Source organism: Streptomyces sp. NPDC028331, from assembly GCF_055565775.1.
This window is the reverse complement of record NZ_JBVHTR010000015.1, coordinates 36,015-50,820: the sequence shown is the minus strand read 5'-3', so window position 1 is coordinate 50,820 and position 14,806 is coordinate 36,015. Positions and strand designations below refer to the sequence as shown.

Below are 14,806 nucleotides of genomic sequence, written 5' to 3'. Positions count from 1 at the left end.
TGGGCGTCGGGCCTTCAGGGAGTGAGTTCGTCTGTCGACCGCCATCCTCACCGGACAGCCGGTCCCCGGATCGTCGCTCGAGGGCGATCTGCGGGCCCTCGGCTTCGACGTGCGGGTCGCCACCGACACCGGTGACGCCGAGGCCCTCCTCGCCGCCGTGCCGGCGGGTCAGCGGGTCGCGATCGTCGACGCCCGCTTCGTGGGGCACCTGCACGCGCTGCGCCTCGGCCTGACCGACCCCCGCTTCCCGGCCGCCGCCGTGCCCGGCGCCGTCACCGTCCAGTCCGCCGCCCGCCAGGCCCTGTCCCGCGCTCTCAGCCGCGAGAAGTCCGCCGCGGCCGGCGGTGCCGCCGTGGTCACCGACAACCTCGCCGAGCGCATCACCACCGCCCTCGACGCCGACGGCGTCCCGGTCCACCGCCCCGAGCTCGGCCCGCTGGTCGCCGCCGTCCCCACCGACCCGCAGTCCCGCAACGAGGCCCGGCAGGCCGTCGCCGCCGTCGACGACGAGGCCGTCCGGCTGCGCAGCGCCGTCAAGGCCCGCGACGGCTTCTTCACCACCCACTTCATCAGCCCGTACTCGCGCTACATCGCCCGCTGGTGCGCCCGCCGCGGCCTGACCCCCAACCAGGTCACCACCGCGTCGCTGCTCACCGCCCTGATCGCGGCGGGCAGCGCGGCCACCGGCACCCGCGGCGGGTTCGTCGCGGCGGGCGTCCTGCTGATCCTGTCCTTCGTCCTCGACTGCACCGACGGCCAGCTCGCCCGCTACTCCCTGCAGTACTCCACGCTCGGCGCCTGGCTGGACGCCACCTTCGACCGGGTCAAGGAGTACGCCTACTACGCCGGCCTCGCCCTCGGCGCCGCCCGCGGCGGTGACGACGTGTGGGCGCTCGCCCTCGGCGCGATGATCCTGCAGACGTGCCGGCACGTCGTCGACTTCGCGTTCAACGAGGCCAACCACGACGCCACCGCCAACACCAGCCCCACCGCGGCCCTCTCGGACCGCCTGGACAGCGTCGGCTGGACGGTGTGGGTGCGCCGGATGATCGTCCTGCCGATCGGGGAGCGCTGGGCGCTGATAGCCGTCCTGACGGCCGCCACGACGCCCCGTCTCACCTTCGTCGTCCTGCTCATCGGCTGCGCGTTCGCGGCCGCCTACACCACGGCGGGCCGGGTACTGCGGTCGGTGACGCGCAAGGCCCGTCGCACCGACCGGGCGGCGCGGGCGCTGGCGGACCTGTCGGACAGCGGGCCGTTCGCCGAGCTGCTGACGCGCTTCGCACGCCGGGTGTCCCTGCGCGCCCCGGCCTACACCGCCCTGGTCGGCGGCGCCGTGCTCGTGCTCGCGGCCTCGCTCGCCGGATACGGGAGCTGGTGGCCCGTCCTGGGCGCCGTCTTCTACGTGCTCCAGTCCCCCCTGGCCCTCGCCCGCCCCCTCAAGGGCCCCCTCGACTGGCTCGTCCCCCCGCTCTTCCGGGCCGCCGAATACGGCACCGTCCTGATCCTCGCGGCGAGGTCCGGGGTGAACGGAGTGCTACCGGCGGCTTTCGGACTGGTGGCGGCCGTCGCCTACCATCACTACGACACGGTGTACCGCATCCGCGGTGACGCCGGCGCGCCGCCGCACTGGCTGGTGCGCGCGATCGGGGGGCACGAGGGCCGGACACTGCTCGTCACGGTTCTGGCCGCGACTCTCACCGCGGCACAGTTCAAGGCCGCCCTCACGGCCCTCGCCGGGTACGTGGCCCTCGTGGTGCTCGTCGAGAGCATCCGCTTCTGGGTGGCCGCACACAAGGGCGGCGCACCCGCCGTACACGATGAAGGAGAACCCGCATGATCGGCCTCGTGCTGGCGGCCGGTGCCGGACGGCGCCTGCGCCCCTACACCGACACCCTGCCCAAGGCTCTGGTGCCGGTGGGGCCCGAGGGCGCGGAGGACAGCCTCACGGTCCTGGACCTCACGCTCGGCAACTTCGCCGAGGTGGGCCTGACCGAGGTCGGCGTCATCGTCGGCTACCGCAAGGAGGCCGTGTACGAGCGCAAGGCGGCCCTGGAGCAGAAGTACGGTCTGAAGCTCACCCTGATCGACAACGACAAGGCCGAGGAGTGGAACAACGCCTACTCCCTGTGGTGCGGCCGTGACGCCCTGAAGGACGGCGTGATCCTCGCCAACGGCGACACCGTCCACCCGGTCTCCGTCGAGAAGACCCTGCTCGCCGCCCGCGGCGACGGCAAGAAGATCATCCTCGCCCTCGACACGGTGAAGAAGCTCGCCGACGAGGAGATGAAGGTCGTCGTCGACCCCGACAAGGGCGTCCAGAAGATCACCAAGCTGATGGACCCGGCGGAGGCGACCGGCGAGTACATCGGCGTCACCCTCATCGAGGGCGAGGCCGCCGAAGAGCTGGCCGACGCGCTCAGGGCCACCTTCGAGCGCGACCCGCAGCTCTACTACGAGGACGGCTACCAGGAGCTCGTCAACCGAGGCTTCAAGATCGACGTGGCGCCGATCGGCGACGTCCCGTGGGTCGAGATCGACAACCACGACGACCTGGCCCGGGGGCGGGAGATCGCGTGCCGGTACTGACGAGGCTCATTCCCTCGCCGGTCGTCGTCGACATCCGCCCGGGTGCCCTCGACGACCTGGCGGGCGTGCTGGCGGACGAGCGCATCTCCCACTCGGGCAAGCTCGCCGTCGCGGTCAGCGACGGCTCCGGCGCCCGCCTGCGGGAGCGGCTGTCCCCCAGCCTGCCCGGCGCCACCTGGTACGAGGTCGGCGGCGGCACCCTGGACGACGCGGTCCGCCTGGCCGGCGAGATGAAGTCCGGCCACTACGACGCGCTCGTGGGCCTGGGCGGGGGCAAGATCATCGACTGCGCCAAGTTCGCCGCGGCGCGCGTCGGCCTGCCCCTGGTCGCCGTGCCCACGAACCTCGCGCACGACGGCCTGTGCTCCCCGGTCGCCACCCTCGACAACGACGCGGGCCGCGGCTCGTACGGTGTGCCGAACCCGATCGCGGTCGTCATCGACCTCAACGTGATCCGCGAGGCTCCGGTCCGTTTCGTGCGCTCCGGTATCGGCGACGCCATCTCCAACATCTCCGCGGTCGCGGACTGGGAGCTGGCCAACCGTGTCAACGGCGAGAAGATCGACGGCCTGGCCGCGGCCATGGCCCGGCAGGCCGGCGAGGCCGTGCTGCGCCACCCCGGCGGGGTGGGCGACAACGAGTTCCTCCAGGTCCTCGCCGAGGCGCTGGTCCTCAGCGGCATCGCCATGTCCGTGTCGGGCGACTCCCGCCCGTCCTCCGGCGCCTGCCACGAGATCAACCACGGATTCGACCTGCTGTTCCCCAAGCGTGCGGCCGCCCACGGCGAGCAGTGCGGCCTGGGCGCCGCCTTCGCGATGTACCTGCGCGGGGCGCACGAGGAGTCGGCGTTCATGGCCCAGGTGCTGCGCCGGCACGGGCTGCCCGTGCTGCCGCAGGAGATCGGCTTCACGGTGGACGAGTTCGTCCGGGTCGTGGAGTACGCCCCGCAGACCCGGCCCGGCCGCTACACGATCCTCGAACACCTCGACCTGACGACCGAACAGATCAAGGACACCTACGCCGACTATGTCAAGGCCATCGGTAGCTGAACTCCGGCCCGTCGTCCACCCCGCAGGGGTGAAGGACCGGCGCAGCGGTGAGCACTGGATGGGACGCCTCTACATGCGAGAGGTGTCCCTGCGGGTCGACCGCTACCTGGTCAACACCAGGGTCACGCCCAACCAGCTCACGTACCTGATGACCGTCTTCGGTGTGCTCGCGGCCCCGGCACTGCTCGTGCCGGGGATCCCGGGTGCCGTGCTCGGCGTGCTGTGCGTCCAGCTGTACCTGCTGCTGGACTGCGTCGACGGCGAGATCGCGCGCTGGAAGAAGCAGTACTCGCTGGGCGGGGTGTACCTGGACCGCGTCGGCGCCTACCTCACCGATGCCGCCGTGCTCGTCGGATTCGGTCTGCGCGCCGCCGACCTGTGGGGCAGCGGCCGCATCGACTGGCTGTGGGCCTTCCTCGGGACGCTGGCCGCGCTCGGGGCCGTCCTGATCAAGGCCGAGACCGACCTGGTCGGCGTGGCCCGGCACCAGGCCGGGCTGCCGCCGGTGAAGGAGGCCGCCTCGGAGATGCGCTCCTCCGGCATGGCCCTGGCCCGCAAGGCGGCCGCCGCGCTCAAGTTCCACCGGCTGATCCTGGGCATCGAGGCGTCCCTGCTGATCCTGGTCCTGGCGATCGTGGACACGGTGCGGGGCGACCTGTTCTTCGAGCGGCTCGGCGTCGCCGTGCTGGCCGGCATCGCGCTCCTGCAGACGGTGCTGCACCTCGTGTCCGTCCTCGCCTCCAGCAGGCTGAAGTGAGCGGCGCCACCCAGGGGGGCGCCGCCGAGGGCGGCCCCCTGAAGGTCGGGGCCGTCATCATCACCATGGGCAACCGCCCGGCCGAGCTCCGCGCCCTCCTCGACTCGGTCGCCAAGCAGGACGGCGACCGGGTCGAGGTGGTCGTGGTCGGCAACGGCTCCCCGGTCCCCGACGTCCCCGACGGCGTCCGCACCGTCGAGCTGCCCGAGAACCTGGGCATCCCCGGCGGCCGCAACGTCGGCATCGAGGCCTTCGGCCCCGGCGGCTCCGACGTCGACGTCCTGCTCTTCCTCGACGACGACGGCCTGCTCGCCCGCACCGACACCGCCGAGCTGTGCCGTGAGGCCTTCGCCGCCGACCCGAGGCTCGGCATCATCAGCTTCCGCATCGCCGACCCCGACACCGGCGAGACCCAGCGCCGCCACGTGCCCCGGCTGCGGGCCTCCGACCCGATGCGCTCCTCGCGGGTGACCACCTTCCTCGGCGGCGCCAACGCCGTCCGCACGAAGGTGTTCGCCGAGGTCGGCGGCCTGCCGGACGAGTTCTTCTACGCCCACGAGGAGACCGACCTGGCCTGGCGGGCCCTGGACGCGGGCTGGATGATCGACTACCGGTCGGACATGGTGCTGTACCACCCCACGACCGCCCCCTCCCGCCACGCGGTCTACCACCGGATGGTCGCCCGCAACCGCGTGTGGCTCGCCCGCCGCAACCTGCCCGCCGTCCTGGTCCCGGTGTACCTCGGCGTCTGGATGCTCCTGACGCTGTTGCGCCGTCCCTCGCGCGCCGCTCTGAGAGCCTGGTTCGGCGGCTTCCGCGAGGGCTGGACGACCCCGTGCGGACCCCGCCGCCCCATGCGGTGGCGTACGGTCTGGCTGCTTACCCGACTGGGCCGGCCCCCGGTGATCTGACAAGCTCGGTACTCGGAAGCCGGCGGGCGGGACCCACGTCCCGGCTCCGGTCCGCGCGCGGGCAGTCCGCGCATCCCGAAAACGGAGAGTTCGCCAACCTGTGAGTGAGACAAAGCATGACGTGGGCATCGCGGTGACCGCCCATCCGTCACCCGACGAGGGGCTGAGCCCGGCCGAGCTGGCCGCCAGGTACGGGCTCTCGGTCAGCGGTGCCCGGCCCGGACTCGTCCGCTACGTCCGCGAGCTGTGGGGACGGCGTCACTTCATCCTCGCCTTCTCCCAGGCGAAGCTCACCGCCCAGTACAGCCAGGCCAAGCTCGGTCAGCTCTGGCAGGTCGCCACCCCGCTGCTGAACGCGCTCGTGTACTACTTCATCTTCGGGCTGATCCTGAAGGCCAGCCGGGGGATGTCGCACGGCACGTACATCCCGTTCCTGGTGACCGGCGTGTTCGTGTTCACCTTCACGCAGAGCTCGATCATGGCGGGTGTCCGGGCGATCTCCGGGAACCTGGGCCTCGTGCGGGCCCTGCACTTCCCGCGCGCCTCGCTGCCCATCTCGTTCGCGCTGCAGCAGCTCCAGCAGCTCCTGTTCTCGATGATCGTGCTGTTCGCGGTCGCCATCGGCTTCGGCAGCTACCCGAGGCCGTCCTGGCTGCTGATCGTCCCGGTCCTGGTGCTGCAGTTCCTCTTCAACACCGGTCTGTCGCTGATCGTTGCGCGGATGGGTGCCAAGACCCCGGACCTCGCGCAGCTCATGCCGTTCATCCTGCGCACCTGGATGTACGCGTCCGGCGTCATGTTCTCCCTCCACACCATGCTCGCCGGCCGCCCGGAATGGGTCGTCCGCGCGCTCCAGGCGAACCCGGCAGCCGTCTACATGGACCTGATGCGCTTCGCGCTCATCAAGGGCTACGGCCCGGCCAACCTCCCGCCGCACGTGTGGGCCATCGCCCTGTTCTGGGCCGTCGTCGTCTTCGCCGGCGGGTTCGTGTACTTCTGGAAGGCGGAGGAGCGGTACGGCCGTGGCTGAGCAGAAGACCGGGGAGAGGGTCCCCACCGTCATCGCGGACGAACTGCACATCGTCTACCGCGTCAACGGCGCCAGGACGGGCAGGGGCAGCGCGACCGCCGCCCTCAGCCGCATCCTCAGGCGGGGTTCGGACGACGCGGCGCGCGGGGTCCGTACGGTGCACGCGGTCCGGGGTGTGTCGTTCGTCGCCTACCGCGGGGAGGCCATCGGCCTGATCGGCTCCAACGGATCCGGCAAGTCCACCCTGCTGCGCGCCATCGCCGGACTGCTGCCCCCCGAGAAGGGCAAGGTCTACACCGACGGCCAGCCCTCGCTGCTCGGCGTCAACGCGGCCCTGATGAACGACCTGACGGGCGAGCGCAACGTCATCCTGGGCGGCCTGGCGATGGGCATGTCCCGGGAGCAGATCAAGGCCCGGTACCAGGAGATCGTCGATTTCTCCGGCATCAACGACAAGGGCGACTTCATCACCCTGCCGATGCGCACCTACTCCTCCGGCATGGCCGCCCGGCTGCGTTTCTCCATCGCCGCCGCCAAGGACCACGACGTCCTGATGATCGACGAGGCCCTCGCCACCGGCGACCGCGCGTTTCAGAAGCGGTCCGAGGAGCGCATCCGGGAACTGCGCAAGGAGGCGGGCACGGTGTTTCTGGTCAGTCACAACAACAAATCCATCCGTGACACCTGCAACCGTGTCCTGTGGCTGGAGCGCGGCGAACTCCGGATGGACGGTCCCACAGAAGAGGTGCTCAAGGAGTACGAGAAGTTCACGGGCAAGTAATCCGCACCGCCCCGGGCCCCGTCGCGACCATTCCGCGGGGCCCCGCGTCTGCAAAGGAAACGTCAACTCGGGCTTGGCTTGGGAATCTTGGCGCCAATCGGTGTGTTGTTGTGATGTGCAGGACACCCCGCCGAAGCTCGCTGCGTTGTACAACGTAAGCTGTAACGGTGCTGATTCACGGCAAGTGGGGCGATAATGCCATACACCCCCACACCTGTCGTGCTGCACGGACAGCCAGGCGGCGTGTCCGAAAGAGGATGTATCGGGTCGGCGGTGTAGAACGGGAGATGTGACGGCAATGGCTACGGAAAGTCTCCAGCTCCGCGGGGCATGTGCCGTCTCCGCGCCGGGCGGCGAGCGGTGACGCAAGCCGGGACGGCGCGTACCGGCGACCCGGAGCGCGGCACCCTCGACAAGGCCGCGGACGAGAACTTCCCCGTGGCGCCGTTCTTCCTGCCCAAGGCGTGGCGGGACGACCTCATGGCCGTCTACGGATTCGCCCGGCTGGTCGACGACATCGGTGACGGCGATCTCGCACCCGGCGGCGCCGACGCCCGTCTCCTCGGCGTGTCGCCCGAGGAGGCCGAGGACCGCCTGGTCCTCCTGGACGCCTTCGAGGCGGACCTGCGCCGGGTCTTCGACGCGACACCCCGCCATCCCCTTCTGCTCCGCCTGCAGCGCACGGTCCGGCGCGCCGGCCTCACCCCCGAGCCGTTCCTCGGCCTGATCGCCGCCAACCGCCAGGACCAGCTCGTCAAGCGGTACGAGACGTACGACGACCTCCTCGCCTACTGCGAACTGTCCGCGAATCCGGTCGGCCGACTCGTCCTGGCCGTCACCGGCACCTCCACCCCCGAGCGAGTCCGCCGCTCCGACGCGATCTGCACGGCGCTGCAGATCGTCGAACACCTCCAGGACGTCGCCGAGGACCTCGGCCGCGACCGCATCTACCTGCCCGCCGCGGACATGAAGCGTTTCCACGTCCAGGAGGCGGACCTCGCCACGCCCACAGCGGGCGCATCGGTGCGCGCACTGGTCGCGTACGAAGCAGAACGCGCCCGCGATCTCCTGAATGAAGGCGCCCCCCTGGTGGGTAGCGTCCACGGCAGGCTCAAGGTGCTGCTCGCGGGCTTCGTGGCGGGAGGAAGGGCGGCGATCCACGCGATCGCCGCAGCCCACTACGACGTACTTCCCGGCCCGCCCCGGCCCGGCAAGCTCCGGTTGCTGCGCGAGGTGGGCGTGACTCTGCGAGGAGAGGGGTGATCCGGACCGTGGAGTCGGAAGAACACGTGTCCCCACCGGTACTCGCCGCGTACCGCTACTGCGAGGCCGTGACCGGGCAGCAGGCCCGTAACTTCGCCTACGGGATCAGGCTCCTGCCGACGCCGAAGCGCCGCGCGATGTCGGCGCTCTACGCGTTCTCCCGGCGTGTCGACGACATCGGCGACGGCGCGCTGGCGACCGACGTCAAGGCGGCACGGCTGGAGGAGACCCGCGCGCTGCTGGCCCGCATCCGCGACGAGGCGGTGGCCGAGGACGACACCGACCCGGTCGCGGTCGCCCTCGCCCACGCCGCCGGTCACTTCCCGATCCCGCTCGGCGGCCTCGACGAACTCATCGACGGCGTCCTGATGGACGTGCGCGGCGAGACCTACGAGACCTGGGACGACCTGAAGGTCTACTGCCGCTGTGTCGCCGGCGCCATCGGACGGCTCTCGCTCGGCGTGTTCGGCACGGAACCGGGGGCGCGCGGTGCCGAGCGCGCGCCGGAGTATGCCGACACGCTCGGGCTTGCGCTGCAACTCACCAACATCCTGAGGGACATCCGCGAGGACGCCGAGGGCGGGCGCGTCTACCTCCCCGCCGACGACCTCGCCAAGTTCGGCTGCTCGGCCGGTTTCCACGGACCGACCCCACCCGAGGGCTCCGACTTCGCGGGCCTCGTGCACTTCGAAGTGCGTCGGGCCCGCGCCCTTTTCGCTGAGGGCTACCGACTGCTGCCCATGCTCGACCGGCGCAGCGGCGCCTGTGTCGCCGCCATGGCGGGCATTTACCGCCGGCTCCTCGACCGCATCGAGCGGGACCCGGAGGCCGTGCTGCGCGGCCGGGTCTCGCTGCCCGGGCGCGAGAAGGCGTACGTGGCGGTGCGCGGCCTGTCGGGCCTCGACGCGCGGAACGTGTCCCGACGGCCCCTCAGGAGGCGCGTGTGATGGACACCCCGGTCCCGTCCCCCGCCACCTCCGAAAAGCGGCAGGCAACCCTCCGGTGCGGCGCGGCGTCCCTGACTGCGACGGCCTGCCGTGCATCGTTCAAGCACCACGGTGGACCGGCACGGGAGGAAGCACGATGAGCGACGGCACCCAGGCGGAGGGCCCGGCCGGAGACATGTCGGGCCGCCGTGGCGTGCCGTCCTCCCGCGAGACGTCCGCCGTGGTGGTGGGCGGCGGTCTGGCCGGCATCACGGCCGCGCTGGCGCTCGCCGACGCCGGAGTGCGCGTCACCCTCCTGGAGGGACGGCCGCGGCTCGGCGGTCTCGCGTTCTCCTTCCACCGCGGGGACCTGACCGTCGACAACGGCCAGCATGTCTACCTGCGCTGCTGCACCGCCTACCGCTGGTTCCTCGACCGCATCGACGCCTCCGCGCTCGCGCCCCTGCAGGATCGTCTCGACGTGCCCGTTCTCGACGCGAACGCCGCACCGGGGCGGCGGCTCGGCAGACTACGGCGCGACGCCCTGCCCGTACCCCTGCATCTCGGGCGCAGCCTGGCCACCTATCCGCATCTCTCGCTCGCCGAACGCGCCAAAGTGGGGCGTGCCGCACTGGCGCTCCGAGCACTGGACCTCGCGGACCCCGCGCTCGACGCGCAGGACTTCGGTAGCTGGCTGGCCGCGCACGGCCAGTCGGCGCGTGCCGTCGAGGCACTGTGGGACCTGGTCGGGGTCGCCACCCTCAACGCGGTGGCCGGCGACGCGTCGCTCGGGCTCGCCGCGATGGTGTTCAAAACGGGTCTGCTGTCCGACCCGGGCGCGGCCGACATCGGCTGGGCACGCGTCCCGCTGGGCGAACTGCACGACCGGCTGGCCCGCAAGGCGCTCGACTCCGCGGGCGTCCGTACCGAGGTCCGTACACGCGTCACCTCCATCTCCATTGACGAAAACGGGCTCTGGAGCGTTCAGGTTCCCGGCGAACGCATCGAGACGGACGCCGTCGTCCTCGCCGTACCGCAGCGCGAGGCCCACGATCTGCTGCCCCCCGGCGCCCTCGACGCCCCCGAACGGCTGCTGGACATCGGCACCGCGCCGATCCTCAACATCCATGTCGTCTACGACCGCAAGGTGCTCAGCCGCCCGTTCTTCGCGGCCCTCGGCTCCCCGGTCCAGTGGGTCTTCGACCGCACCGAGGCCTCAGGACTGCGCGAGGGCCAGTACCTCGCGCTGTCGCAGTCGGCCGCCCAGGCCGAGATCGACACGCCGGTCGCCGCCCTGCGCGAGCGCTATCTGCCGGAACTGCGGCGGCTGTTGCCCGCCACCCGCGACGCCGAGGTGAGGGACTTCTTCGTGACCCGGGAGCGCACGGCGACGTTCGCCCCCGGCCCCGGCGTCGGGCGCCTCAGGCCCGGCGCCCGCACCAAGGCCCCCGGCCTCTGCCTGGCCGGAGCGTGGACCGCCACCGGGTGGCCCGCGACCATGGAGAGTGCGGTCCGCAGCGGCATCAGTGCGGCGGCCGCCGCACTCGGCGCGCTGGGCCGGTCCGGCGCCCACCTCTCCGATCTCTTCGAGGAGGCGGCGTGAGCGTCGACTCGCTGGGAACAGGCCACCGCACCCCCGACATCGCAACAAGAGGAGAGACTGTGGTGCCCACAGTGCCCCCGGCCGAAGCGGCCGCCCCGAGGACCGCGGTGGACGTGTCCGCGCTCCTGGAGCGCGGCCGTACCCTGGCCACCCCGGTCCTTCGGTCGGCCGTCGACCGTCTGGCACCGCCCATGGACACCGTCGCCGCCTACCACTTCGGCTGGATCGACGCCGCGGGCAACCCCGCGGACGGCGACGGCGGCAAGGCCGTACGCCCGGCGCTGGCCCTGCTCTCCGCCGAGGCGGCGGGCCGGGCACCCGAGGTGGGCGTGCCCGGCGCGGTCGCGGTCGAGCTGGTGCACAACTTCTCGCTGCTGCACGACGACCTGATGGACGGTGACGAGCAGCGCCGCCACCGTGACACCGTGTGGAAGGTGCACGGCCCCGCGCAGGCCATCCTGGTCGGCGACGCCCTCTTCGCCCTGGCCAACGAGATCCTGCTGGAACTCGGCACCGTCGAGGCCGGCCGTGCCACCCGCCGGCTGACCAACGCCACCCGCGCCCTGATCGACGGTCAGGCACAGGACATCTCCTACGAACACCGCGAGCGGGTCACCGTCGCCGAGTGCCTGGAGATGGAGGGCAACAAGACCGGCGCCCTGCTCGCCTGCGCGTCCTCCATCGGCGCCGTGCTCGGCGGTGCGGACGACGCCACGGCCGACACGCTGGAGAAGTACGGCTACCACCTCGGCCTCGCCTTCCAGGCCGTCGACGACCTCCTCGGCATCTGGGGCGACCCGGAGGCCACCGGCAAGCAGACCTGGAGCGATCTGCGCCAGCGCAAGAAGTCCCTGCCGGTCGTGGCCGCGCTGGCGGCCGGGGGAGCGGCCTCCGAGCGGCTCGGCGAGCTGCTCGCCGAGGACGCCAAGAGCAGCGACTTCGAGAACTTCTCCGAGGAGGAGTTCGCCGTGCGCGCCGCGCTCATCGAAGAGGCGGGCGGCCGCGAGTGGACCGCCCAGGAGGCGCGTCGCCAGCACGCCATCGCCATCGAGGCGCTGGACTCCGTCCGGATGCCCCAGGAGGTGCGGGCGCGGTTCACGGCGCTCGCCGACTTCGTCGTCGTACGGAAGAGATGATCATTATCGGTCGAACACGCATCGCGTAGTCGCCGGCCGGTGCCCTGAGCGCACGCGCACCGGCCGACGGCGGACCCACAGCAGCACGACTCGCACGACTGCACGAAGGGGAAGCCATGACAGCGACGACCGACGGAAGCCCCGGGGCCCTGCCGCCCCGCGCTGCCGCGGCCAGCGAAACCAGCGAACCGCTCCCGGAGGCGGCCGGGACGGTCGGCACTCGAGATGCCGCCGAGCGCGCCATGCGGCGTGCGACGGACTTCCTGCTCGCGCGGCAGGACGCCCAGGGCTGGTGGAAGGGCGACCTCGAGACCAACGTCACGATGGACGCCGAGGACCTCATGCTCCGCCAGTTCCTCGGTATCCGCGACGAGAAGACCACCCACGCCGCCGCCCTCTACATCCGTGGTGAGCAGCGCGACGACGGCACCTGGGCCACCTTCTACGGCGGGCCCGGTGAACTGTCCACCACCATCGAGGCGTACGTCGCCCTGCGCCTGGCCGGCGACGCGCCGGACGAACCCCACATGGCCAAGGCCTCCGCCTGGATCCGCGAGCAGGGCGGCATCGCCGCCGCCCGCGTCTTCACCCGGATCTGGCTCGCCCTGTTCGGCTGGTGGAAATGGGAGGACCTGCCCGAACTCCCGCCGGAGCTGATCTGGTTCCCGAAGTGGATGCCGCTGAACATCTACGACTTCGGCTGCTGGGCACGGCAGACCATCGTGCCGCTCACCATCGTCTCCGCCAAGCGCCCGGTGCGGCCCGCGCCGTTCCCGCTCGACGAACTGCACACCGACCCGGACGACCCCAACCCGGTCAGAGGGCTCGCCCCGGTGGCGAGCTGGGACGGGGTGTTCCAACGGCTCGACAAGGCGCTGCACCAGTTCCGCAAGGTCGCCCCGCGCCGGCTGCGCCGGGCCGCCATGAACAGCGCCGCCCGCTGGATCATCGAGCGGCAGGAGAACGACGGCTGCTGGGGCGGGATCCAGCCGCCCGCGGTGTACTCGGTCATCGCCCTGCACCTGCTCGGCTACGACCTCCAGCACCCGGTGATGCGTGAGGGCATCGCGTCGCTGGACCGTTTCGCCGTCTGGCGCGAGGACGGCGCCCGCATGATCGAGGCCTGTCAGTCCCCGGTGTGGGACACCTGCCTCGCCACCATCGCGCTCGCCGACGCGGGCCTGCCCGCCGACCACCCCCAGCTGGTCAAGGCGGCCGACTGGATGCTGGGCGAGCAGATCGTCCGCCCCGGCGACTGGTCGGTGCGCCGGCCCGGGCTGCCGCCGGGCGGCTGGGCGTTCGAGTTCCACAACGACAACTACCCCGACATCGACGACACCGCCGAGGTCGTGCTCGCGCTGCGCCGGGTGAAGCACCACGACCCGGAGCGGATGGAGCAGGCCATCGGGCGCGGGGTGCGCTGGAACCTCGGCATGCAGTCGAAGAACGGCGCCTGGGGCGCCTTCGACGTCGACAACACGAGCCCGTTCCCGAACCGGCTGCCGTTCTGCGACTTCGGCGAGGTCATCGACCCGCCGTCCGCCGACGTCACCGCGCACGTCGTGGAGATGCTCGCGGTCGAGGGCCTCGCCCACGACCCGCGCACCCGCCGCGGCATCGAGTGGCTGCTGGCCGAGCAGGAGCCGGACGGCTCCTGGTTCGGGCGCTGGGGCGTCAACTACATCTACGGCACCGGATCGGTGGTGCCCGCCCTGGTCGCCGCCGGGATCCCCGCCGCGCATCCGGCGATCCGCCGAGCCGTCGCCTGGCTGGAGAGCGTGCAGAACGACGACGGCGGCTGGGGCGAGGACCTGCGCTCCTACAAGGACGTCCGTCAGTGGAGCGGCCGGGGCGCCTCCACCGCCTCGCAGACGGCGTGGGCCCTGCTGGCGCTGCTGGCCGCGGGGGAGAGCGAGTCCAAGACCGTCGAGCGCGGCATCGAGTTCCTGGCCCACACCCAGAAGGAGGACGGCTCCTGGGACGAGCCGTACTTCACCGGGACCGGCTTCCCCTGGGACTTCTCCATCAACTACCACCTCTACCGGCAGGTCTTCCCGCTCACCGCACTCGGCCGCTACGTCCACGGCGAGCCGTTCGCCCAGGCCAAGGGGAGCTGATGAGCGAGAAGCCCGATCCGGCCCCGCTGCTGATCGCCTGCGCCCTCGGCATCGAGCACCTCGCCCTGCGCAGCGGCGGACACAGCGGCGCCGACGGGCCCGTCACACTGCTCCGTACGGGTATGGGACCCCGGGCGGCCGAACGGTCGGTCACCCGGGCGCTCGGCGACCCCGGGTTCGCCCATGCGGCCGTCGTGGCCACCGGCTTCTGCGCGGGACTGGCGCCCGGGATGCACCCCGGTGACCTGGTCGTCGCCGAGGAGACCCGGGATCCGCGCGGCATCACCCCCTGCGAGGGAACCGACCTGCTCGTCAAGGAACTCGCACGCGCCGTCCCGGGGCGCACCGTCCACACCGGACCGCTCACCGGCTCGGACCACGTCGTCCGTGGTCAGGAGCGTTCGGAACTGCTCGCGACCGGCGCGATCGCGGTCGACATGGAGTCCGCGGCCACGCTCCTGAGCGCCGTCCGCACGGGCGCCCGCCCGGTTGCGGCCGTCCGGGTGGTCGTGGACGCTCCAGAACATGAACTCGTCCGCATCGGCACCGTTCGCGGTGGAATATCAGCTTTCCGTGTTCTTCGTGCCGTACTGCCTGTTTTCTTTGAATGGCACCGATCTTTGCTGCTCCCCAGGAGGTGAGCC

The 14,806-nt window shown here is 71.6% G+C and carries 14 protein-coding genes; all 14 read left to right on the top strand.

Going from position 1 to position 14,806, the window contains the following annotated elements; translation table 11 throughout:
- Window positions 1–31 precede the first annotated feature (31 nt).
- The 14 genes from ACZ4SW_RS22305 (at window position 32) to ACZ4SW_RS22240 (ending at window position 14,803) form a co-directional block, all read left to right on the top strand.
- Window positions 32–1,840, top strand: a complete 1,809-nt coding sequence (locus ACZ4SW_RS22305; protein WP_468247758.1) for a DUF5941 domain-containing protein — start codon at window positions 32–34, stop codon at window positions 1,838–1,840.
- Window positions 1,837–2,589 carry a phosphocholine cytidylyltransferase family protein gene (locus ACZ4SW_RS22300; RefSeq protein ID WP_468247050.1) on the top strand — a complete coding sequence of 251 codons (753 nt, stop codon included), beginning with the start codon at window positions 1,837–1,839 and terminating at the stop codon, window positions 2,587–2,589. The genes ACZ4SW_RS22305 and ACZ4SW_RS22300 overlap by 4 nt, the downstream gene beginning before the upstream one ends.
- Complete coding sequence (locus ACZ4SW_RS22295) at window positions 2,577–3,638, top strand: iron-containing alcohol dehydrogenase family protein (RefSeq protein ID WP_468247042.1); 1,062 nt, start codon at window positions 2,577–2,579, stop codon at window positions 3,636–3,638. The genes ACZ4SW_RS22300 and ACZ4SW_RS22295 overlap by 13 nt, the downstream gene beginning before the upstream one ends.
- Complete coding sequence (locus tag ACZ4SW_RS22290; RefSeq protein WP_468247036.1) at window positions 3,616–4,395, top strand: CDP-alcohol phosphatidyltransferase family protein; 780 nt, start codon at window positions 3,616–3,618, stop codon at window positions 4,393–4,395. Before ACZ4SW_RS22295 ends, ACZ4SW_RS22290 begins: the two co-directional genes overlap by 23 nt.
- A 38-nt stretch (window positions 4,396–4,433) precedes the next feature.
- Window positions 4,434–5,306: a glycosyltransferase family 2 protein gene (locus tag ACZ4SW_RS22285; protein WP_468247753.1), complete on the top strand. Its 873-nt coding sequence runs from the start codon at window positions 4,434–4,436 to the stop codon at window positions 5,304–5,306.
- A 100-nt stretch (window positions 5,307–5,406) separates the two neighbouring features.
- Entirely contained in the window at window positions 5,407–6,336 is a 930-nt protein-coding gene (locus tag ACZ4SW_RS22280; RefSeq protein WP_468247030.1) for an ABC transporter permease, read from the top strand.
- Window positions 6,329–7,117 (top strand): ABC transporter ATP-binding protein, encoded by a 789-nt coding sequence (locus tag ACZ4SW_RS22275; protein ID WP_468247023.1) that lies wholly within the window; start codon window positions 6,329–6,331, stop codon window positions 7,115–7,117. The genes ACZ4SW_RS22280 and ACZ4SW_RS22275 overlap by 8 nt, the downstream gene beginning before the upstream one ends.
- Before the next feature lie 360 nt (window positions 7,118–7,477).
- Window positions 7,478–8,380 (top strand): squalene synthase HpnC, encoded by a 903-nt coding sequence (gene hpnC, locus ACZ4SW_RS22270; RefSeq protein ID WP_468247016.1) that lies wholly within the window; start codon window positions 7,478–7,480, stop codon window positions 8,378–8,380.
- Entirely contained in the window at window positions 8,377–9,327 is a 951-nt protein-coding gene (hpnD, locus tag ACZ4SW_RS22265; protein ID WP_468247010.1) for a presqualene diphosphate synthase HpnD, read from the top strand. The genes hpnC and hpnD overlap by 4 nt, the downstream gene beginning before the upstream one ends.
- The gene (locus ACZ4SW_RS22260; protein WP_468247005.1) at window positions 9,327–9,467 is read left to right on the top strand and encodes a DUF6380 family protein; all 141 of its coding nucleotides are present in this window, start codon (window positions 9,327–9,329) and stop codon (window positions 9,465–9,467) included. The genes hpnD and ACZ4SW_RS22260 overlap by 1 nt, the downstream gene beginning before the upstream one ends.
- A complete protein-coding gene (gene hpnE, locus ACZ4SW_RS22255; protein ID WP_468247001.1) occupies window positions 9,464–10,909 on the top strand; it encodes a hydroxysqualene dehydroxylase HpnE in 1,446 nt (481 codons plus the stop codon). The genes ACZ4SW_RS22260 and hpnE overlap by 4 nt, the downstream gene beginning before the upstream one ends.
- Window positions 10,906–12,045 carry a polyprenyl synthetase family protein gene (locus ACZ4SW_RS22250; protein WP_468246996.1) on the top strand — a complete coding sequence of 380 codons (1,140 nt, stop codon included), beginning with the start codon at window positions 10,906–10,908 and terminating at the stop codon, window positions 12,043–12,045. The genes hpnE and ACZ4SW_RS22250 overlap by 4 nt, the downstream gene beginning before the upstream one ends.
- A gap of 116 nt (window positions 12,046–12,161) precedes the next feature.
- Window positions 12,162–14,162, top strand: coding sequence for a squalene--hopene cyclase (gene shc / locus ACZ4SW_RS22245; protein WP_468246991.1), 2,001 nt, complete (start codon window positions 12,162–12,164; stop codon window positions 14,160–14,162).
- Window positions 14,162–14,803, top strand: coding sequence for a phosphorylase family protein (locus ACZ4SW_RS22240; protein ID WP_468246983.1), 642 nt, complete (start codon window positions 14,162–14,164; stop codon window positions 14,801–14,803). The genes shc and ACZ4SW_RS22240 overlap by 1 nt, the downstream gene beginning before the upstream one ends.
- Window positions 14,804–14,806 lie beyond the last annotated feature (3 nt).

Coding starts and splice junctions, on each gene's coding strand:
- hpnE (WP_468247001.1), top strand. CDS start 9,464: ATGAGCGACGGCACCCAGGCGGAGGGCCCGGCCGGAGACATGTCGGGC.
- shc (WP_468246991.1), top strand. CDS start 12,162: ATGACAGCGACGACCGACGGAAGCCCCGGGGCCCTGCCGCCCCGCGCT.
- ACZ4SW_RS22290 (WP_468247036.1), top strand. CDS start 3,616: ATGTCAAGGCCATCGGTAGCTGAACTCCGGCCCGTCGTCCACCCCGCA.
- ACZ4SW_RS22240 (WP_468246983.1), top strand. CDS start 14,162: ATGAGCGAGAAGCCCGATCCGGCCCCGCTGCTGATCGCCTGCGCCCTC.
- ACZ4SW_RS22300 (WP_468247050.1), top strand. CDS start 1,837: ATGATCGGCCTCGTGCTGGCGGCCGGTGCCGGACGGCGCCTGCGCCCC.
- ACZ4SW_RS22260 (WP_468247005.1), top strand. CDS start 9,327: ATGGACACCCCGGTCCCGTCCCCCGCCACCTCCGAAAAGCGGCAGGCA.